23 protein-coding genes are annotated in these 19,268 nt (G+C 31.5%); 8 read left to right on the top strand and 15 right to left on the bottom strand.

What is annotated here, in order from left to right; translation table 11 throughout:
• Position 1: 1 nt before the first annotated feature.
• From ACVC3Y_RS13545 to hemA, 8 genes are all read right to left on the bottom strand, one after another.
• The gene (locus ACVC3Y_RS13545; protein ID WP_452227181.1) at positions 2-391 is read right to left on the bottom strand and encodes a YchJ family protein; all 390 of its coding nucleotides are present in this window, start codon (positions 389-391) and stop codon (positions 2-4) included.
• 1 nt (position 392) lies between these two features.
• Positions 393-1,295, bottom strand: a complete 903-nt coding sequence (hemF, locus tag ACVC3Y_RS13540) for an oxygen-dependent coproporphyrinogen oxidase (protein ID WP_452227180.1) — start codon at positions 1,293-1,295, stop codon at positions 393-395.
• A gap of 1 nt (position 1,296) precedes the next feature.
• The gene (locus ACVC3Y_RS13535) at positions 1,297-1,644 is read right to left on the bottom strand and encodes a 5-carboxymethyl-2-hydroxymuconate Delta-isomerase (protein ID WP_303421628.1); all 348 of its coding nucleotides are present in this window, start codon (positions 1,642-1,644) and stop codon (positions 1,297-1,299) included.
• A 3-nt stretch (positions 1,645-1,647) separates the two neighbouring features.
• Positions 1,648-2,184, bottom strand: a complete 537-nt coding sequence (locus ACVC3Y_RS13530; protein ID WP_303421630.1) for a GNAT family N-acetyltransferase — start codon at positions 2,182-2,184, stop codon at positions 1,648-1,650.
• The gene (locus ACVC3Y_RS13525) at positions 2,184-2,942 is read right to left on the bottom strand and encodes an EI24 domain-containing protein (RefSeq protein ID WP_303421632.1); all 759 of its coding nucleotides are present in this window, start codon (positions 2,940-2,942) and stop codon (positions 2,184-2,186) included. The genes ACVC3Y_RS13530 and ACVC3Y_RS13525 overlap by 1 nt, the downstream gene beginning before the upstream one ends.
• 175 nt (positions 2,943-3,117) lie before the next feature.
• A complete protein-coding gene (gene hemE, locus ACVC3Y_RS13520) occupies positions 3,118-4,143 on the bottom strand; it encodes a uroporphyrinogen decarboxylase (protein WP_303421633.1) in 1,026 nt (341 codons plus the stop codon).
• 72 nt (positions 4,144-4,215) lie between these two features.
• Complete coding sequence (hemC, locus tag ACVC3Y_RS13515; protein ID WP_303421635.1) at positions 4,216-5,799, bottom strand: hydroxymethylbilane synthase; 1,584 nt, start codon at positions 5,797-5,799, stop codon at positions 4,216-4,218.
• Positions 5,792-7,054, bottom strand: a complete 1,263-nt coding sequence (gene hemA, locus ACVC3Y_RS13510; protein ID WP_303421637.1) for a glutamyl-tRNA reductase — start codon at positions 7,052-7,054, stop codon at positions 5,792-5,794. The genes hemC and hemA overlap by 8 nt, the downstream gene beginning before the upstream one ends.
• 193 nt (positions 7,055-7,247) lie before the next feature.
• On the opposite strand from hemA, the gene ACVC3Y_RS13505 reads away from it, so the two are divergent.
• From ACVC3Y_RS13505 to ACVC3Y_RS13485, 5 genes are all read left to right on the top strand, one after another.
• Complete coding sequence (locus tag ACVC3Y_RS13505) at positions 7,248-8,144, top strand: helix-turn-helix transcriptional regulator (RefSeq protein WP_452227179.1); 897 nt, start codon at positions 7,248-7,250, stop codon at positions 8,142-8,144.
• 31 nt (positions 8,145-8,175) lie between these two features.
• On the top strand, positions 8,176-9,207 hold the full coding sequence (hemH, locus tag ACVC3Y_RS13500) for a ferrochelatase (RefSeq protein ID WP_452227178.1): 1,032 nt from the start codon (positions 8,176-8,178) through the stop codon (positions 9,205-9,207).
• Positions 9,208-9,214: 7 nt separating this feature from the next.
• Positions 9,215-9,763 carry a CopD family protein gene (locus ACVC3Y_RS13495; protein WP_452227177.1) on the top strand — a complete coding sequence of 183 codons (549 nt, stop codon included), beginning with the start codon at positions 9,215-9,217 and terminating at the stop codon, positions 9,761-9,763.
• Positions 9,764-9,864: 101 nt separating this feature from the next.
• Positions 9,865-11,316, top strand: coding sequence for a sensor histidine kinase (locus tag ACVC3Y_RS13490; RefSeq protein ID WP_303421646.1), 1,452 nt, complete (start codon positions 9,865-9,867; stop codon positions 11,314-11,316).
• Positions 11,317-11,422: 106 nt separating this feature from the next.
• Entirely contained in the window at positions 11,423-12,205 is a 783-nt protein-coding gene (locus ACVC3Y_RS13485) for an enoyl-CoA hydratase/isomerase family protein (RefSeq protein WP_303421648.1), read from the top strand.
• A 78-nt stretch (positions 12,206-12,283) separates the two neighbouring features.
• Here the strand turns inward: ACVC3Y_RS13485 and ACVC3Y_RS13480 are convergent, their stop codons facing one another.
• Entirely contained in the window at positions 12,284-12,883 is a 600-nt protein-coding gene (locus tag ACVC3Y_RS13480; protein WP_452227176.1) for a hypothetical protein, read from the bottom strand.
• Positions 12,884-13,158: 275 nt separating this feature from the next.
• On the bottom strand, positions 13,159-13,755 hold the full coding sequence (locus ACVC3Y_RS13475) for a hypothetical protein (protein WP_452227175.1): 597 nt from the start codon (positions 13,753-13,755) through the stop codon (positions 13,159-13,161).
• A 349-nt stretch (positions 13,756-14,104) separates the two neighbouring features.
• Here ACVC3Y_RS13475 and ACVC3Y_RS13470 point away from each other — a divergent pair, with 349 nt between their 5' ends.
• Together ACVC3Y_RS13470 and ACVC3Y_RS13465 are read left to right on the top strand one after the other, a co-directional pair.
• On the top strand, positions 14,105-14,977 hold the full coding sequence (locus tag ACVC3Y_RS13470; RefSeq protein ID WP_303421832.1) for an AraC family transcriptional regulator: 873 nt from the start codon (positions 14,105-14,107) through the stop codon (positions 14,975-14,977).
• Positions 14,978-14,984: 7 nt separating this feature from the next.
• On the top strand, positions 14,985-15,158 hold the full coding sequence (locus ACVC3Y_RS13465) for a hypothetical protein (RefSeq protein WP_303421654.1): 174 nt from the start codon (positions 14,985-14,987) through the stop codon (positions 15,156-15,158).
• Positions 15,159-15,161: 3 nt separating this feature from the next.
• Here ACVC3Y_RS13465 and ACVC3Y_RS13460 read toward each other — a convergent pair whose 3' ends face one another.
• The 4 genes from ACVC3Y_RS13460 to ACVC3Y_RS13445 form a co-directional block, all read right to left on the bottom strand.
• Positions 15,162-15,821: an HD domain-containing protein gene (locus ACVC3Y_RS13460; RefSeq protein WP_452227174.1), complete on the bottom strand. Its 660-nt coding sequence runs from the start codon at positions 15,819-15,821 to the stop codon at positions 15,162-15,164.
• Positions 15,822-15,827: 6 nt separating this feature from the next.
• A complete protein-coding gene (locus ACVC3Y_RS13455; RefSeq protein ID WP_303421658.1) occupies positions 15,828-16,814 on the bottom strand; it encodes an acyl-ACP desaturase in 987 nt (328 codons plus the stop codon).
• A 5-nt stretch (positions 16,815-16,819) separates the two neighbouring features.
• A complete protein-coding gene (locus ACVC3Y_RS13450; protein WP_303421660.1) occupies positions 16,820-17,557 on the bottom strand; it encodes a lysophospholipid acyltransferase family protein in 738 nt (245 codons plus the stop codon).
• A gap of 113 nt (positions 17,558-17,670) precedes the next feature.
• Positions 17,671-18,081, bottom strand: coding sequence for a BrxA/BrxB family bacilliredoxin (locus ACVC3Y_RS13445; RefSeq protein WP_303421662.1), 411 nt, complete (start codon positions 18,079-18,081; stop codon positions 17,671-17,673).
• 252 nt (positions 18,082-18,333) lie between these two features.
• Here ACVC3Y_RS13445 and ACVC3Y_RS13440 point away from each other — a divergent pair, with 252 nt between their 5' ends.
• Positions 18,334-19,125, top strand: a complete 792-nt coding sequence (locus ACVC3Y_RS13440) for a TerB family tellurite resistance protein (RefSeq protein WP_303421664.1) — start codon at positions 18,334-18,336, stop codon at positions 19,123-19,125.
• A 2-nt stretch (positions 19,126-19,127) separates the two neighbouring features.
• Here the strand turns inward: ACVC3Y_RS13440 and ACVC3Y_RS13435 are convergent, their stop codons facing one another.
• Positions 19,128-19,268, bottom strand: a complete 141-nt coding sequence (locus ACVC3Y_RS13435; protein ID WP_452227173.1) for a hypothetical protein — start codon at positions 19,266-19,268, stop codon at positions 19,128-19,130.

The following is a 19,268-nucleotide window of genomic DNA, read 5'->3' as shown; positions in this document are numbered from 1 at the left end:
TTTAATTTTTGGCATAACCTAAGTAATACCATTTGTTTTTTTCTTTTATAAATGCTGATTTTTCATGAATAACTTCTACGTTTCCGTTTTCATAAAAATACGCATTAAATGTTACTGTACCCTCGGTATCGTCTAGTAATCCTTTAGTGGTTTTTTGAATTTCTAATTTTATCCATTCTACCGATTTTGCCCATGTAACAATGGCTTTTTTTTCGGCAGTAGGTCTTGTAGATGCATGATGGCTTTGCATTAAATAATCGCCATTAGCCAATACAAAAGCACTGTATCTAGAGCGCATTAATTGTTCTGCTGTTTCTGTTTTCCCTTGGTTTAGATGAAAAACTTCACAGCATGCTTGGTAGGTTTTTTTATTTCCGCAGTAACATTTCATATTACACCCAATCTTTCGGGTTTTGTAATACTTCGATTAATCGTTCTTCTTCACTTCCTGCTTCTGGATGATGGTTATAAACCCATTGTACATGTGGCGGAAGGCTCATTAAAATACTTTCAATTCTTCCGTTTGTTTTTAGGCCAAAAAGGGTTCCTTTATCATGTACTAAATTGAATTCTACATAACGACCACGACGAATTTCTTGCCAATCGCGTTGCTCTTTCGTGTATTTTAAATCTTTTCTTTTTTCTACAATAGGAAGATAAGCTTCTAGGAAACTATCTCCAACTTCGGTTACAAAATCATACCAGTTTTGCATGCTCATTTCTTCTGATGCTTTGCAATAATCGAAGAATAAACCGCCAATACCACGACCTTCATTTCTATGGGTATTGTAAAAATATTCGTCGCAACGTGCTTTGTACTTTGCGTAAAATTCTGGGTTGTGCTTATCGCAGGCCGTTTTACAGGTTTGGTGAAAGTGAGTCGCATCTGCATCAAACAAGTAATATGGTGTTAGGTCTTGTCCGCCACCAAACCATTGGTCTACTATATTTCCTGCTTTATCATACATTTCAAAATAACGCCAATTAGCGTGTACTGTTGGTACCATTGGGTTTTTAGGGTGTAATACTAAACTTAAACCGCAAGCAAAAAAATCGGCATCTTCTACACCAAAATATTTTTGCATAGAGTCTGGAAGTTTTCCATGCACACCAGAAATATTAACACCTCCTTTTTCAAAAACATTTCCGTTTTCAATAACACGTGTTCTTCCGCCACCACCTTCAGGGCGTTTCCAAATATCTTCTTGAAAGGTTGCTTTACCATCTACTTTTTCTAGACCAGCTGTAATAGTGTCTTGTAATTGATGTATGTATTTGAAAAATGTATCTTTCATTTTATACCATTGATTTGTTACAATATGTTGCCTTTTCAAAATCTCTTATATTTATTGCTATAAAAGGAATCTCTGGAAACATGGTTTTTAATTGGGCTACTATACCTTTGGAAAGCTTCGCTTTTTGATTTGTAGTTCTGCCTTCCATGATGTTTGCAAAAACATGAATAAAAGGTGCTTCTTTTCCGCCAACCAAATAGTTTTCTTTAAAAGGATTTAATCGAACTTTAATATCTGCTTCATCAAACAGCATGCTGTTATTTGCAGTTTCATGTACTTTAGACAAAACAGATTTAGCATCTATTTTATTGAGAACATCTTCGGAGCAATCGATAACAAAATGTGGCATAATTTAATTTTTATATAATTCGTATAGCTCCATATCTAAAGGGTTTTCACCAATTGGAGTAAATTCGTTTTTCAAGGTTTTTATCCATTTAAAACTATTGTTTTCTGCTACTCTTACACTTGGAGTGTTGTTTTTATGCACAATAATTTGAAGCGTTTTTAAATTTAAAGTATCAAAAGCATATGCGGATAAGTACTTGACTGCTTTAGAGGTTAAGCCTTTGCCTTCAAAATTGTAATCAATACAATAGGCAAATTCTCCTTGTTGTTTTTTGTAATCTATTTCTTTAATATAAATTATTCCTGCTAATACTCTAGTTTCGGTTTGTTTTAATGTGAACAGAAATTCTTCTTTATTTTCAAACTGTTTTATTTTTTTGTCGACAAACAATTGGGATAAAGTAGGTGTAAGGTTTTGTTTTAATGTTTTGGGAAAATAGCGTTGTAAACGATCTTGATTAGCAACTATAAAATCACAGATTTTCCATGCATCTCCATTATGGATTGGATTAATTTCAAAACCATCAAATTGCATTTTCATTAGATTGCGTTTTTGTTTTCAGATTCTTCTTTTAATAGGTTTACTGTGCTTATAGAAGCAGCAGTAACACTAAGAGGTAGTACTAAAATAACACCAATAATTGGTATTAATAAAAAGAGCATAAACAAAATGCCGTTACCTGTTGCAACACCTCTATTTTTTCTTATGAATTGAATACTTTCTCGATATTTAAAATGTCTCTCTAACGTATAATCCATATTACCAAAGCCAGCATAATAGGCTTGCATTAAAAATAATAATACGGTTGAAAATATATTGACTATTGGAATAAATTTAAGGATTAATAAAGGAATAGTAAATAAAAGTTCTTTTCCCAAATTTCTAATATTGATGCGTATACCTCTCCATAATTGTTCTTGAAAGGAAGTGTCTCTGTGCGAATGGCTTTCTATACCTGTGAGATGTGTTTCAATTTTTTCGGAAACAGGGCTCATAAATGGCGCAGAAAGTGCCATAATAATATGTTTATATAGAATTAAACCTATTGCTAAAACGGCAATACCACCTATAAAAGTGGAAATGGAAGTGAAGGTTTCTTTTCCCCATTCCCAAAACCATATTTTAGCTATAAAACTACCAACATTATCGGATAATCCATACGCAGAAAAACCAATAATAGATGCAGTAACTAAACTAATAATGATTGGAATGAAAAAGAATTTCCAAAGCTTTAGTTTGGATATTAATGCGAAACTATTTGCGTATGCTTTTAAGCCTTTTAGTATGTTTTTAACCATAGTTTTATTTTGAAACTAAGCCTTGCGTTAGCGATTACAGCATTTGTTGAAGCTCTTTTAGTTGCTATAAAAGCAACTAAAAAGCGACTGCGGAAAGCGCGACCTACTTTTTTACACCTATAAGTAGTAATTAAAAACGAATTGTTACTTAAAAAAGTAGGTAACGCCCAAAATTTTACGCTTTATATTCTTTTACTGCGTCTATAAATGCTTTTGCATTTTCTAATGGTATGTTTGGTAAAATACCATGACCTAGGTTTACAATGTATTTATCTTTTCCGAAATCGTTTATCATTTGGGTAACCATTTTTTTGATTTCTGCTGGAGGTGAAAATAATCTTGTAGGATCAAAATTACCTTGAAGCGTGATGTTTCCACCGGTTAAATACCTTGCATTTCTTGCAGAGCATGTCCAGTCAATTCCTAAAGCAGAAGCGCCAGATTTAGCCATTTCACCAAGCGCAAACCAGCATCCTTTACCAAAGGCAATTACAGGAGCATCGTCTTTTAAAGCATCAATGATTTGTTGTATATATTGCCAAGAGAATTCTTGATAATCTACAGGAGAAAGCATGCCTCCCCAAGAATCAAAAACCTGAACAGCGTTTACACCTGCTTTTACTTTTTCTTTTAAGTATGCAATGGTGGTGTCTGTAATTTTTTGTAATAATCCATGCGCAGCAACAGGGTTTGTAAAACAAAATTCTTTTGCTTTATCAAAGTTTTTAGAGCCTTGGCCTTGAACGCAATAACAAAGTATGGTCCATGGAGAACCTGCAAAACCAATTAATGGAACTTCGTCATTAAGTTTTTCTTTGGTTGCTTTTATAGCTTGATATACATAATCTAAAGCTTCTGTTACGTCAGGAACAATAACGTTATCAACGTCTTTTTGAGAGCGAATAGGATTTGGTAAATATGGACCAAAGTTTGGTTTCATTTGTACCTCAATATTCATCGCTTGCGGAATGACTAAGATGTCTGAAAATAAAATAGCAGCATCCATGCCATAACGACGAATTGGTTGCACGGTAATTTCACTTGCTAATTCAGGAGTTTGACAACGTGTAAAAAAATCGTATTTGGCCTTTATTTCCATAAATTCTGGAAGATAGCGTCCTGCTTGACGCATCATCCAAACTGGTGGACGTTCTACGGTTTCTCCTTTTAATGCTCTTAAAAATAAATCGTTTTTCAACATAGTTAATCGTTGTTGGTTAGAAGTTTATAGTTGTAAAAGGTTAGGGAATCAACAACTAATAACTTGTAACACTTATATATAATGTTCGTTTACTAATTGTATAACACTTTCTACTGTTGGTACTTTTGCAATACGAATGTCTTTAAAGTGTTTTTTTGCTTCTTTGGCAGTGGTTTCTCCAATACAAAAAGCAATCATATTATCTTTTACATTGTTTTCTTGTTTGAAACTCTGTACTGTAGATGGACTATAAAATAGAATCGCTTCAACAGTGTCTTCAAGTTTTACAGCGTCTAGTTTGGTTTGGTAGGCTTCTATTTCATTAACAGTAATGTTGTTTTCTGTTAAAATAGTTGGTATAGCATCTAGTCTTAAGTCGCTACAAAAATAAGTCACTTCTGTACCTTCTATATAGTCTACTAGATAAGTGGCTAATTTGGTTGCATTTGGTTCTGTGTGTTTCACTTTACCAATACGCTTTTCTATTAAACGTTTTGTTCTTCTACCTACGCAGTAAATATTTTCAAATTGTAATTCTACCGCGGAGAAATTTTGAAGTAAAGCTTCTACCGCATTTTGACTTGTAATTACTACATTTTTAATAGGGTTTCTAACTACTTGCGGTTTTAGTCTATTGCTATTAATTTTTACAAAATCGGAGCTTGCTACACCAAGGTTGTCATTTACCAATAAACGTTGGTCTTCGGTAAGTGCTTTTGTAGAATACACTTTAGTAGGTTTGTTAGATTCTTTAATAGCATCCATCAAGCGTTTTCCGCCTTTTTCTATTACATAGTCTGCACACCATTGGGCAATGTCATGATGTTCTCCAACAGGTTTTACACGTTGTACCGTTATTTTTTTACTTCCATTAGGACTTAATAAAACACCATCAAAATGAATTTCTTCTTCTTTTATATAGCAAAGAGCACCAATTGGAGCGGTGCACCCACCTTCTAAACGATTTAAAAACTCACGTTCAATTTGTGTGCAAGTTTGTGTTTCTTCATCGTTAATTTCTTTTAAAATAGCTCTAGTTTCTTCATCTTCTTCTAAAGCAGCAACCATGATTGCTCCTTGAGCTGCTGCTGGAATCATCCATTCTAAATTGACAGCAGTTTCTGGACGTAAACCTAAGCGTCCAATTCCTGCGGCAGCAAAAATAGCTGCATCAAAATGTTCTGTTTCGTCTAATTTTTGCAATCGCGTATTAACATTTCCACGAATATCTTCTATAGTATGTGTAGGATAGCGATTTAACCATTGTGCTTTTCTACGTAAACTGCTGGTTGCAATTACTGCGTCTCTAGCGCCTAAAAATTCTTCTGTTGTTTTGTATACTAAGGTGTCACGTACATTACCACGTTTTAAAACAGCAGCTTGGATAATACCTTTAGGTAATAATGTTGGTACATCTTTTAGAGAGTGTACAGCAATATCAATATCACCATTAAGCATAGCAATGTCTAGCGTTTTTGTGAAAATTCCTGTAATTCCTAGTTCGTAAAGTGGTTTGTTTAGTTGTAAGTCTCCAGTAGATTTTACAGGAACTAAAATTGTTTTATAACCAAGATGTTCTAATTGGCTTTTTACGATGTTGGCTTGGTATAATGCAAGTTCGCTGTCGCGAGTACCAATTCTAATAGTTTTAGACATTTTTTGTAGCTGTTTCTAGTTGAAACACTTTTTTTATGAGTTCTAGACTTTCGTCTGTAGAGATTGCATCATCTTTTAGGTGGTGTGCAAAATGATTTGTTATTTTTTGAATAATTTTATTACCAATAATTTCCGCTTGTTCTTCGTTAAAATTTACCATTTTTTTACGTTGCGTATCTAATTCGGCATTTTTAAAATCTTGTAACTTATGCTTTAAAGCTTTAATGGTAGGAGCAAATTTTCTGGTTTCTAGCCAGGCATTAAATTCGGCTTTCACCTCTTCAATAATTTGTTCTGCAAACGGAATATGTTCTTTGCGTTTTTCTAATGTATCATCTGTTATTTTAGACAAATGATCTAAATGAACTAAAGTAACATTTTCCAGTTCGTTTACGTTTTCGTTTACGTTTTTCGGAATAGATAAATCTAAAATTAAAAGCGGTTTTTTGTTTTGCACAATATGTTTGTCTACTGTTGGCATTTGAGCTCCAGTAGCAACTATTAATATATCTGAAGTATGAATTTCTTCTTGTAAATTACTGTAATCTTTAACAACGAGATTAAATTTTCCAGCAATCGCTTCGGCTTTATCTTTGGTCCTATTAATTAATGTGATTTGTTCATTTTGAGAATGCTTCACTAAATTTTCACAGGTGTTTCTTCCTATTTTTCCTGTTCCGAAGAGTAGGATGTTTTTTTGTGAAACGTTTTCTACTTCATTTAAAATATATTGTACAGAAGCAAAAGAAACAGAAGTCGCTCCTGTGGAAATATTCGTTTCGGTTTTAATACGTTTACTAGATTGAATAACTGCATTTATTAAACGCTCGGAAAAGTGATTTAATAAACCTTCTTTTTTAGATTGTGATGCAGCGTGTTTTAACTGACCGATGATTTCGAAATCTCCTAAAATCTGACTATCTAATCCAGAACCAACACGAAACATATGTGAAATAGCATCTTTATTTTTAAAAACGAATGCTACTTTTTGAAATTCTTCGACAGTACCTTTAGTATTATCACAAAGTAATTTTATAAGTTGAAAAGGGTGTTGTGCAAACCCGTAGATTTCTGTTCTGTTACAAGTAGAAGTAACAATAAGGCTTTCAATGCCTTCTTGTTTTGCTTGTTCTAGTAAGTTTGTTTTAGATTCTGAGTCTAAACTAAAGTGCCCACGAATTTCGGCGTCCGCTTTTTTATAGCTTAAACCAATTGCGTAAAATGAATTGCCTTTAGAAATATTGTATTGCTCCATTACCTGATTTGGATATTACCAGACAAAAATAGAACGGTTATGTCTATAAAAGTAACGCTAAAAGAACTTTTAGTGTCGTTTGTGGTTTTTTAGCACTTTTTTTAAATAATATATGATAAATGTCATACTTTTGCAGTCATAGCAGTGCTTTTTAGTACAATTGTTTAGAACAATTCTAAATAAGATTTTAAAAATGAAAGAGAATACAACTTTAAAAAATGTCGCTAAAGGTACTTTTAATGAAACGAAAGTAGAAGATGGTTTTTTTGTGTTAACTTATCAAAATGAAAACCAGACAGTTGAAGCCTTAGCTCGTGAAATAGATAGTAGTTTCATTCAGTTTCATTTTTGTATTAAAGGATCTGGTGCGTTCTTATTTAATAATGGAAGTTATACATTAAGTATAGATGACGAAACATCTTTACTTTTATATAATCCGCAACGAGATTTACCAATTCATTTAAAAGTAAATACAAATACTTGGCTGGTTACGCTTTTAATTTCCATTAAAAAATTTCACGGATTATTTAGTCAAGAGGCAGATTATATCACGTTTTTAAGTGATGATAATAAAGATAAAAAGTATTATAAAGATGGAAAAATTTCTCCATCTATGTCAATTGCTTTAAACCAATTGATACATTATAATTTAAATCAATCTATTAAGAACCTCTATTTTAAAGGAAAAGCTTATGAGCTTTTAAGCTTGTATTTTAATAGAAATGAAGATGCAGATATTGAGCAATGTCCTTTTTTAGTTGATGAAACTAACGTAATAAAAATAAGAAAAGCAAAAGACATTATTATCTCTAGAATGGCAGAGCCACCAAGTTTGCAAGAGTTGGCAGATGAAATTGAATTAAGTTTAAAGAAACTTAAAGAGGGCTTTAAACAAATTTATGGCGATTCTGTTTTTAGTTTTTTATTAGATTACAAAATGGAAGTCGCTAGAAAATTATTAGAATCAGGAGATCATAATGTAAATGAAGTTGGGCATAAAGTTGGTTACAGTACATCTAGCCATTTTATTGCCGCTTTTAAAAAGAAATATGGTACTACTCCAAAAAAATATATACAATCTATAACTTAAATATTTCCGCTTTGCGGAAAACACTATATAAATGAGTAAAGGAATATTATTAGTAAATCTAGGTTCGCCAGAAAGCCCAGAACCTAAAGATGTTAAAAGGTATTTAGGGGAGTTTTTAATGGACGAAAGAGTTATTGACCTGCCAGTTTTGGCTAGAACAGCGTTGGTGAAAGGTATTATTTTAAATACAAGACCAAAAGCATCTGCAGCTGCATATAAAAAAATATGGTGGGAAGAAGGTTCTCCTCTTATTGTTCTTTCGGAAAGGCTTCAAAAGAAAGTACAAAAAAAGACAGAAATGCCTGTTGCATTAGCCATGCGTTATGGAACTATGACCATTAAAAAAGGGATTCAAGAATTAATAGATAAAGGCGTAGACGAAGTTTTACTTTTTCCGTTATATCCTCAATTTGCAATGGCAACTACTGAAACGATTACGGTTTTAGCAGAAAAATTGCAACGAAAATTTTTTCCGAATATAAAAATTGAATCTGTTCCAGCTTTTTATAATAAACCGGATTATATTGAAGTATTATCGAATAATATTGCAGGACATTTAGAAGGTAAAAACTATGACCATGTATTGTTTTCTTATCATGGAGTTCCAGAAAGACATATTAGAAAAAGTGATGTAACAAAATCCCATTGTAAAATCGATGGAAGCTGTTGTGCAACACCAAGTAAGGCGCATGAGTTTTGCTATAGGCATCAGTGTTTGGAGGTTACCAGATTGGTTGCCGAAAAATTACAATTTAAAAAAGGAGTTTTTTCTACATCGTTTCAATCTAGATTAGGATTTGATCCTTGGTTACAGCCATATACCGATAGAACTATAGAGCGTTTAGGGAAAGAAGGCGTACAAAATATGGCTATTATTACACCAGCTTTTGTAAGTGATTGTTTAGAAACTTTAGAAGAGATAGCTATGGAAGGTCAGGAGATTTTTCATGAAATGGGAGGGAAAGAATTTACAACTGTTCCTTGTTTAAATGATGATGATGCTTGGGTTGCATTACTTGCTAAATGGATGAATAATTGGTCTGAAAACGGTTTTTTATCGTAATATAGCTATGGATTATTATAACTACATAAAAGCGTTACATCTTATCTTTGTTATTACTTGGTTTGCTGGTTTATTTTATATTCCTAGGCTTTTTGTGTATCAAATTGAAGCTTTTCATAAACCTTCACCCGACAAAGAGATCCTTGGTAAACAACTTAAATTAATGGCCAAACGTTTATGGAATATTATTACTTGGCCTTCTGCAATTTTAGCAACTGTTTTCGCAATTTGGTTACTTGTTTTACAACCTTTTTGGTTGCAACAACCTTGGATGCATGTTAAATTAACCTTTGTTGTTTTGTTAATAATCTATCATTTAAAAACACATCAGTTTTACAAACAATTGCAAAAGGGACTGGTTAAAAAAACTTCTAATTTTATGCGTTTATGGAACGAAGGCGCAACCTTTATTCTGTTTGCTGTTGTATTTTTGGTTATACTTAAAAGCGCTTTTAATTGGATTTTTGGAGTTGTAGGAATTCTTGTTTTAGGTGTTTTGTTAATGTTAGGTTTTAAACTTTATAAAAACATTCGAAATAGAAATCCAGAAGCTTAATTTAATATTGAATTTTACATGCAATGTATTTGGTGTGATTATTGTTATATTTAGACAATTACAACACTAATTTAAGATCCCTAGTTTATACAGGCATTTCTATGAGATTAAAAAAACTGTCTTTACGAGTTCGAATTTTTATTGCCATGATTTTTTTGGTGTTTTTTGCATCGATATTAATTACAGCAGTAGCTATTTATCAAAATAAAGAAGAAACAATAGACTACCATACGCAAAGGTTAGAGCGTAAAGAGTCTAATATAAAAAGACATATCAATTTTGTAATTCAAGAAACATCTTTTGAGGTTAAAACCGAAAAAATTCCATTTATTTTTAAAGATGAAATTTACAAAATTGCTTCTACACATGATTTGCCTATAAATCTCTATGATTTAGATGGTCAACTATTAAAATCTTCTATTGCAGCTTTAACGCAAGATTCTTTACAAACCTGTTTAAATGCCGAAGTTTTAAATGCTTTGGCAAATACCGTAGAGCATAGATATGTTTTAAAACGAAAAGTTGGAGGAGAAACGTATCAATCTTCTTTTACATATATAAAAGATCAAAAATCGAAACCAATTGCTATTTTAAATTTACCATTATTAGAGAATGATGATTTTTTAGCAAAAGAGTTAAATGAATTTCTAGAACGTATTGGTTTTGCTTATTTGTTTATGTTATTAATGGCAGTAGGATTGGCTTATGTTTTATCTAAATATATTACTAAATCTTTGAATACCATAAGTGACAAAATTAATACAACAAGACTAGAAAAACGCAATCAAAAAATTGAAATAGACTCTGCAACAGTGGAAATTGCAGCGCTTGTTAAATCGTATAATAGTATGATTGATGAGTTAGAAGAAAGTGCTGTACAGTTAGCTACAAGTGAGCGAGAGCAGGCTTGGCGAGAAATGGCGAAACAGGTCGCTCATGAAATAAAAAACCCGTTAACTCCCATGCGATTAACTGTACAGAGTTTTCAGCGTAAGTTTGATCCTTTAGATGAAAATATTTATCAAAAATTAGACGAGTATAGTAAAACGTTAATTCAACAAATAGACACAATGAGTTCTATTGCATCTGCATTTTCGAACTTTGCAAAAATGCCAGCACAGAAAAATGAAATGCTTAATGTTGTAGAAATAGTAGACCTTTCTTTAGATATTTTTACGGAAGAATTTATAGCGTTTTCATCGAATAAGGAAGAAATTATTGCTAAGTTTGATAGAACACAATTAATTCGAGTAGTTACTAATTTAATTAAAAATGGTATTCAAGCAATTCCTGAAGATAGAACTCCAGAAATTGTAGTGAAAGTGCTTGAGGAAAATGAGGAGGTAAAAATAACAGTTTCAGATAATGGAATAGGCATTACAGAGGAAAATAAAATAAAAATATTTGAACCAAAATTCACCACCAAATCTAGCGGAATGGGACTAGGACTTGCAATGGTTAAAAATATTATGGAAACTTATAACGGAAGCATTACCTTTACATCTCAATTAGGTATGGGTACAACTTTTACAGTTACTTTTCCTAAAAAATAAATTTATAATCAAAACAAATGGACGGGTTGCACTTGTTGACGCGTTCTTTGCGAAAAATATAATAATAGACAACTCCCTTTCTTTAGGGAATATAAATAGCACTTTTATGGCATATAATAACATACTTTCTACAACAGAAAAAGGGATTACAACAATTACCATTAATCGACCAAGCAAATTAAATGCACTTAATAAAGAAACTATTCAAGAATTACACGAAGGGTTTAAAGATGCAGATAAAGACAAAAACACAAAGGTTATTATTGTAACTGGTAGTGGAGAAAAAGCCTTTGTTGCAGGAGCAGATATTAGTGAGTTTGCGAATTTTAGCGTGGAGAACGGAGGGAAGCTTGCTGCAAAAGGACAAGCGTTATTGTTTGATTTTGTTGAAAATTTAAAAACACCAGTAATTGCTGCTATTAATGGTTTTGCTCTTGGTGGTGGTTTAGAATTGGCAATGGCTTGTCATTTTAGAGTAGCAAGTGATACAGCTAAAATGGGATTGCCAGAGGTGTCTCTTGGTGTAATTCCTGGTTATGGAGGAACACAACGTTTACCACAATTAGTTGGTAAAGGTCGTGCTATGGAAATGATAATGACAGCAGGAATGATTGATGCAGAAACAGCTAAAAATTACGGTCTAGTAAACCATGTTACAACATTAGAAGCGTTACTGCCTTTAGCAGAAAAAATTGCGGGTAAAATTATGCGTAACTCTACCGTTGCAATTGGTAAAGCTATAAAAGCAATTAATGCCAATTATAAAGAAGGAAAAGATGGTTATAAATTAGAAATAAAACAATTTGGAAAATGCTTTGGAACCGAAGATTTTAAAGAAGGTACAACAGCCTTTTTAGAAAAACGTAAAGCAGATTTTCCAGGGAAATAATTTTTTAAAAGAACAAATTAGGTATTAAAAAAGCGAGCAGTTATGCTCGCTTTTTTAATTAAATAAGAATAGAGAATTTTATAATAATTCTATATTATTAATATAGGTTCTTCCTTCCGTTTTTATTACTATTTCATATTTTCCTTTATGTTCTGGATTTAAGCTTAAAATCCTACCAATATTGGTTGTTTTTTCAATAGTTTCTTCGTAGATTAAATAAAATTCATTCCCTTCTGTATCTTCGTAGTGTACATTAATTTCTAATGGTTTTTGATCTAAGGATAATTTAGAGACATATACTTTATTCGCATTGTTTCTAATTACCGGTTTAAAGATTGTTTTGGTTTTATCTTTTTCAAATACCACTATGGTATTAGAAACCTGAAAAGGAATTACTTCGATTTCTAATGCTTTGTTCAATTCAAAAATGTAATCGCCATTTGGTAATGCTGTTAAATCAAATCCTTTTATGTATTTACCAGAATTCTGAATTAATTCATTGTATAGAATAATCCCGTGTGTATTCTTAATTAAGAGCTCGTCTCCTTCTTTAACATCATTTAATGTTAACATGGTTCTTTTTGCATCATTTAAATTACTTAAAGGTGCATTTGCATTTGCTAGTAAAGTCGTACATAGTACTACTAATACTAAAGTGTTTTTCATTAATTTTTTCATAATCTAATAGGTTTAATGATTATATAGACAAAGCTATATCTAAAGGGGGATTTACAAAACATCTATATTTACTATTATATATAGTATTTTAACTTAAAATATTGATTACTAATTAGTTGTGATAAAATATAACATATTAAAGTTAATTTAGTATAGACTGTTTTTTTTTTGTCATTTTTAAGTTGTTGAAAAGAATTTCGAATAACATTGTTAAACAAAAAAGCGAGCAGTTGTTGCTCGCTTTTAATAAACTGAAGAGTATTATATAAATCTAACTAAAACTGTATATAATCGACAAAAGTTCTTCCTTCGGTTTTTGTAACTATTCTATATCTTCCTTTTTTGTTTTCGTCTAAATTTAAAACTCTAGCAATATTACTTGAATCTTCAATCGTTTCAGAATAAATTAAATGGAAGTCATTGTTTTCTATATCTTCATAAAAAACCTCAACATTTAAAGGTTGTTGGTTTAAAGATAATTTAGAGATATACACTTTATTTTCTTTATTTCTTATAGAAGGTATAAAGATTGTTGATTCTTCTCCATTATTAAATGCAATCATATTATTAGAAACATGAAAAGGAATAATTTTAATTTCAGAATCTTTTACTAATTCAAAAAAGTATTCACCATTTGGTAATGCTGTTAAGTCAAACCCTTTTGTGTAGTCCCCAGAATTTTCAATTAATTCTTTGTAAATAACGATATCTAATGTATTCTTAATTAAAAGTTCGTTTCCTTCTTTAACATTATTTAATGTTAAAGTTGTTCTTCTTGCATCGTTTAAAGGATTTAAAGGAGCATTTGCGTTAGCTAGTAATGTAGTAAACAATACTGCAAGTACTAAAGTGTTTTTTATGAATTTTTTCATGATATTTTATTTTATAATTTATGTTGTTTTCTTTTACAACTTTCTAAATTGGTTCTTGATTTAAAGACTTGTTTGCGTTTACTAGTACACTTAACATTTGAGCTCCTAGATTTTTAATGTTTTTTATGAATTTTTTCATAACTATTTGGGTTTAATTATTCTGAGGACAAAGTTATAGACATAGAAGAGTTTAAAAAGCATCTATTTTTACAACTATATATACTATTTTACCCTAGTTAATAGTATCGAAAACGTTATATGTTAATATAGTATATATTAGTGGTAAATTACCATACTCTAAGACTATTAAAAGTTGTAATTTTGCTGTATTATATAATAACTGATTTTTATTGTGCAATTAAAACCTACATTTAAAAAGATTACACCAGATTTTGGTAGCTCCATAACTGCTATACAAAAAACGAAAAAGCGAAAACGAAGTGAAGCTTTTTGGCACTTTCACCCTGAATTAGAATTAGTTTATGTAAATAAAGGAAAAGGGAGAAGGCATATAGGTAATCATCTTTCATACTTTAATAACAGTCAATTGATATTAATAGGATCTAATTTGCCTCATAACGGGTTTACAGATCGTTTGACTTCTAAAGGTAAAGAAACGATGTTGCAATTTCATCCAGAGTTTTTAGGGGATCTTTTTAATAAACTGCCAGAGATGAAAAACATCACGCAGTTAATAGAACGTTCTAAAAAAGGAATTTTATTTAAAAGAGAAATAAAAGAAATCGTTGGCCCAAAAATAGAAAAACTGCCTAAATATGAAGGTATTAAACGCGTAACTAAGCTTTTAGAAATATTAGAATTATTAGCGTTGAGTTCCGATTATGTGTTGTTAAATGAAAACGGTTATATGTTTGAAACACAACCACAAGACAGTAATAAAATAGATAAGATTTTTAAATATGTTAATAAAAATTATCAAGAACATATTAGTTTAGATGAAATTGCTGCATACGTAAACTTAACTGTTCCTGCATTTTGTAGATATTTTAAAAAAGTAACAGGTAAAACCTTTACACAGTTTGTTAACGAGTGTCGTATATTTTATGCAACAAAACTATTAACAGAAAGTCAAAGTAGTATTACTGATATTTGTTTTGAATGTGGTTTTAATAATTTTTCACACTTTAATAAAGTGTTTAATGAAGTTATTGGTAAAAGTGCATCCAAATATAGAAATGAAATGCGTTTAATTATTCAATAAGAAGCTTATGGACGATAAAATCGATAAAACACTAGAATACTATAGTATTAAAAAAAGAGAAATTCTTGATTTTGTTAATTCACAAAACAATCTAACCACAGAGCAGATAATAGAAAGTGGAGAGGGTTTAGAAGCTTTAGAATATAAAATTACAGCATTAGAAATTGCAAAAGAAAATTAGAGTTTACTTTTTTCCATTCCATTCTGCGTAAAATTGTTTTAAAAAGCCTTCCATATATTGGTGTCTTTCGAGGGCAATTTGTTTCCCTGTTTGTGTATTCATCTTGTCTTTTAACAACAAAAGCTTTTCGTAAAAATGATTAATGGTTGGCGCGGTCGATTTTTTATATGCCGCTGTGCTCATATTTAGATTCGGTTTAATATCAGGGTTGTAAAGTGCCCTATCTTTAAAACCACCATAATTAAAACAACGCGCAATACCAATAGCTCCAATAGCATCTAGTCTGTCTGCATCTTGTACCACTTCTAATTCTTTTGAGGTAAAGGTGGTATTACCATCTAAAGATTTATTAAAAGACATGTTAGCAATAATGGCTACGACATGTTCTATAATATCTAAAGATATATTTTCTTCACATAAAAACTCTCGAGCTAATTTTGGGCCAACAGTATCATCACCATTATAAAACTTACTATCTGCAATGTCGTGTAATAAAGCTGCTAATGAAACCACCAAAACATTTACTTCTTCTTTTTTAGCAATTAGTAAGCTATTATTGTATACGCGTTCAATATGAAACCAATCATGGCCACCTTCGGCATTTTTGAGCGTTTCTTTTACAAAACGCTTAGTAGTTTCAATAATAGAATTTGAAGTTTGCATTTACGATTATAATTTTGCTGGTTCTACCCATTTAAATTCAAAAGAGTTTTCCGGAATTTTCATACGTTCTGCAATTCGTATCATTCTAGAGGGTAGCTTCATTAGGTAATCTCTAGCTTTCTCTGCTTCATCGGTTAGGTTTGAAATTTTATCGATTTCCCAACGCTTAGTAAGTTTTTCTAAAATATCAACATAATCTGTAGCAGTGTATACTCCAATACGTTGTGCGGTATTAGAAAATTCTTCAAAAGCAGAACTTATTTTATTTCCAGATTCTCTTAAAAAGTGAGCAGGCATGGTGATTTTTTGCTTCATCATATATTGAAAAGCAAGCATCATTTCACTAGGATCTACAGCAAAAATTCGTTCTACAAATTCACAATATGCATGATGGTGTCGCATTTCGTCTCCTGAAATTATTTTACACATTTTAGCAAGTTGTTTGTTTCCTTTTTGTTTTGCAATTTTTGCAACTCTATTGTGTGAAATATATGTAGCTAGTTCTTGAAAACTGGTATATAAAAAGTTTTTATAAGGATCTCTATCTGTGCCAATATCAAAACCATCGGCAATAAGATGTTGTGTCGTTTTTTCAATTTCTTTCATGTTTACACGTCCAGAAAGGTAGAGGTATTTGTTAAGCACATCTCCATGTCTGTTTTCTTCAGCAGTCCAATGTCTAACCCATTTAGACCAACCATTTCTTCCTACTTGATCGACGCCTTCTACATCCATTAACCAAGATTCGTAAGTTGGTAGGGCTTCTTCGGTTATCATGTCGCCAACTAAAACGACCCAAAAATCATAAGGTAATTCTTTCGATAATTCTCTAATTTCTTTTACTTCTTCCAAAAAATTATCTCCTTCACTATTTGGTAAAAAATCGGTTGGTTGCCAAATGGTATCTACAGGAATTAAATATTTCTGAATTAAGGATTCTATGTCTTTTTCTAAAAACGACATTACTTCTAATCTTACATTTTTTATGGACATAATTTCTAAATTTTAATACTGTTTTTTATTGTTGTTTCAATATGCTCCAGTAATAATTCTTGTGTTTCAAAATCACTTTTAGTAACCGGTTTGTGTGCTGTAAAAGTTAAATGATTACCTATTCCTAAAGGAAACTTTCCGTAACGTAGATTTTTCCATGAATTATTAATAGTTACTGGTATAATTACTGCACTTGGAATATATTTTATTAAGGTTTCAAGACCTTTAGTGTGAAAAGGTTTTGGTTTGCCATCACGACTTCTTGTTCCTTCCGGAAAAATAACTGCAGCACGTTTATTGGTTTCAATATAATCTGCGAATTTTCGAATAGCTACAATAGATTGTCTGGCATTTTTTCTATCTATTAAAACAGATCCACCATGGCGTAAGTTATAGGACACACTAGCAATCCCTTTTCCTAATTCTTTTTTGCTAACAAATTTCACATGATGTTTTCTAAAATACCACATGATTGGAGGTATATCTGACATGCTTTGGTGGTTTGCCACAATAATTATTGGCTGCGAAGTATCTATATTATATTTGTTATAAAACGAATGTCTAGAACCTAAAAGATTTACGCAACGCATTAGGCAAAACTGTAAAGCATCTACACTATTTTTATGCGCTTTGTAGCCAAAAACATTAAAACAAAACCATTGTATTGGGTGAAATACCAGCAATGCTATCGCAAAAAACAAGTAATAGATACAAGATAAAGGATATGCTAAAATTTTCCTCATTATAATTGTTAAAATTAATGATTCAAAAATAAAAAAACCACGTCTATAAAACGTGGTTTAATACTGTTAGTTTGTGTGTAAACTAAACTTTAACATATAGTGTTAAAAATTTACTAGCAGTGCTCATTATAAGCATCTGTAAGATTTTCAGCAATCATTTCGGCAGGTCTACCTTCAATATGGTGACGCTCTAGCATATGCACTAATTCTCCATTTTTAAATAAAGCCATACATGGCGAACTAGGAGGAAAAGGAATCATATATTCACGTGCTTTATTTACTGCTTCTTTATCTACGCCAGCAAAAACCGTTACAATATGATCTGGTTTTTTTGCGTTTTGTAAACTAGTTTTTGCTCCTGGTCTTGCGTTAGCTGCTGCACAACCACAAACCGAATTCACAACCACTAAAGTTGTTCCTTCTTTTGCAATAGCTGCATCCACATCTGCAATGGTGTGTAATTCTTCAAAACCTACGTTTGTTAAATCTTCACGCATTGGTTTTACTAATTCTGCTGGGTACATATTTTGTAATTTTAATTTTATTAATTTATCTCTTACAAATATAATCAAAAACCATGCAATTTAATGAGATAGCTATTTTATAAGACACAATGGCGTACTAAAATGACGTAATCGAAATAATTATGTGATAATAGTAACTCTTGATGTTATATAAATTTTGAGTTGGCGTTCCTTTTTACAAAAGGGTTTCTGTAACAAAAGCATTCACATTGTAACTAACAAATAGTATATTTGATTTTTAAAAAATAAAACATGAGTTTCGGAAAATGGATTGGAGCATCTTTAGGATGGTCGTTTGGTGGGCCAATTGGTGCCATTATAGGTTTAGCACTTGGTAGTTTTGTAGACACGTTGTCTTCAGGAAATGGAAATCCGCTTTTAGGAGATCGTCCAACACAACAAAGAAGAAGATCGCAAAACGGAAGGCCAAACTATAGAACCCAACAACAACGTAGAGCGCAAACTACTTCTGGTGATTTCGAGGTAAGCTTACTCATTCTTGCTTCTGTTGTAATAAAAGCAGATGGTGTACAAGACCAAAGAGAACTAGATTTTGTACGTAGCCAATTTGTAAGCATGTACGGTAAAGATCGAGCGAACAAAGCATTTAAGCTATTTAAAGGTGTAAACAATCAAACGGTTCCATTGCGTCAAGTTTGTACGCAAATTAAGCAAATGATGGATCATGCTTCACGTTTACAATTGATGCATTTTCTTTTCGGAATTGCTAAAGCAGACGAAATGGTTACCGAAGACGAAGAACGTCAAATATTTACCATTGCTGGTTATTTAGGTATAAGCTCCAGAGATTATAATAGTATTAAAGCGATGTTTTATAACAGTAGTGAAAATGCATATAAAATTTTAGAGATAACAAAATCTGCCACCAATGATGAAATTAAAAAAGCGTACCGTACTATGGCTAAAAAATATCATCCAGATAAAGTCGCCCATTTAGGAGAGGAGCATAAAAAAGGAGCAGAAGACAAATTTAAACAAGTTCAAAAAGCATACGAGCAATTACAAAAAGAACGTGGCTTTTAATTCTACTTTTTATTATTAAATCGTTTTTCCATTTGCTTAAAATAGCGTTTTTCTTTCCACTTTCGAATGATAAAGACTACTAAGACAATTAGTCCTAGAATCATTATTCCGTCTTTTCCTGTAAGGTATTCTAGTATTTTCAT

This window comes from Lacinutrix cladophorae, from assembly GCF_053604645.1.
Note: the sequence above shows the minus strand (reverse complement) of the source record. Positions and strands in the feature narration are given on the sequence as shown.

Bases quoted from the DNA above. Each gene is read 5' to 3' on its own strand.
- hemF (WP_452227180.1), bottom strand. From the start codon at position 1,295: ATGAAAGATACATTTTTCAAATACATACATCAATTACAAGACACTATT.
- ACVC3Y_RS13505 (WP_452227179.1), top strand. From the start codon at position 7,248: ATGAAAGAGAATACAACTTTAAAAAATGTCGCTAAAGGTACTTTTAAT.
- hemC (WP_303421635.1), bottom strand. From the start codon at position 5,799: ATGTCTAAAACTATTAGAATTGGTACTCGCGACAGCGAACTTGCATTA.
- ACVC3Y_RS13525 (WP_303421632.1), bottom strand. From the start codon at position 2,942: ATGGTTAAAAACATACTAAAAGGCTTAAAAGCATACGCAAATAGTTTC.
- ACVC3Y_RS13535 (WP_303421628.1), bottom strand. From the start codon at position 1,644: ATGCCACATTTTGTTATCGATTGCTCCGAAGATGTTCTCAATAAAATA.
- ACVC3Y_RS13450 (WP_303421660.1), bottom strand. From the start codon at position 17,557: ATGAGGAAAATTTTAGCATATCCTTTATCTTGTATCTATTACTTGTTT.
- ACVC3Y_RS13490 (WP_303421646.1), top strand. From the start codon at position 9,865: ATGAGATTAAAAAAACTGTCTTTACGAGTTCGAATTTTTATTGCCATG.
- ACVC3Y_RS13495 (WP_452227177.1), top strand. From the start codon at position 9,215: ATGGATTATTATAACTACATAAAAGCGTTACATCTTATCTTTGTTATT.
- ACVC3Y_RS13435 (WP_452227173.1), bottom strand. From the start codon at position 19,268: ATGAAAATACTAGAATACCTTACAGGAAAAGACGGAATAATGATTCTA.
- ACVC3Y_RS13530 (WP_303421630.1), bottom strand. From the start codon at position 2,184: ATGAAAATGCAATTTGATGGTTTTGAAATTAATCCAATCCATAATGGA.
- ACVC3Y_RS13485 (WP_303421648.1), top strand. From the start codon at position 11,423: ATGGCATATAATAACATACTTTCTACAACAGAAAAAGGGATTACAACA.
- ACVC3Y_RS13480 (WP_452227176.1), bottom strand. From the start codon at position 12,883: ATGAAAAAATTAATGAAAAACACTTTAGTATTAGTAGTACTATGTACG.
- ACVC3Y_RS13460 (WP_452227174.1), bottom strand. From the start codon at position 15,821: ATGCAAACTTCAAATTCTATTATTGAAACTACTAAGCGTTTTGTAAAA.
- ACVC3Y_RS13440 (WP_303421664.1), top strand. From the start codon at position 18,334: ATGAGTTTCGGAAAATGGATTGGAGCATCTTTAGGATGGTCGTTTGGT.
- ACVC3Y_RS13455 (WP_303421658.1), bottom strand. From the start codon at position 16,814: ATGTCCATAAAAAATGTAAGATTAGAAGTAATGTCGTTTTTAGAAAAA.
- ACVC3Y_RS13445 (WP_303421662.1), bottom strand. From the start codon at position 18,081: ATGTACCCAGCAGAATTAGTAAAACCAATGCGTGAAGATTTAACAAAC.
- hemA (WP_303421637.1), bottom strand. From the start codon at position 7,054: ATGGAGCAATACAATATTTCTAAAGGCAATTCATTTTACGCAATTGGT.
- ACVC3Y_RS13475 (WP_452227175.1), bottom strand. From the start codon at position 13,755: ATGAAAAAATTCATAAAAAACACTTTAGTACTTGCAGTATTGTTTACT.
- ACVC3Y_RS13465 (WP_303421654.1), top strand. From the start codon at position 14,985: ATGGACGATAAAATCGATAAAACACTAGAATACTATAGTATTAAAAAA.
- ACVC3Y_RS13545 (WP_452227181.1), bottom strand. From the start codon at position 391: ATGAAATGTTACTGCGGAAATAAAAAAACCTACCAAGCATGCTGTGAA.
- hemH (WP_452227178.1), top strand. From the start codon at position 8,176: ATGAGTAAAGGAATATTATTAGTAAATCTAGGTTCGCCAGAAAGCCCA.
- hemE (WP_303421633.1), bottom strand. From the start codon at position 4,143: ATGTTGAAAAACGATTTATTTTTAAGAGCATTAAAAGGAGAAACCGTA.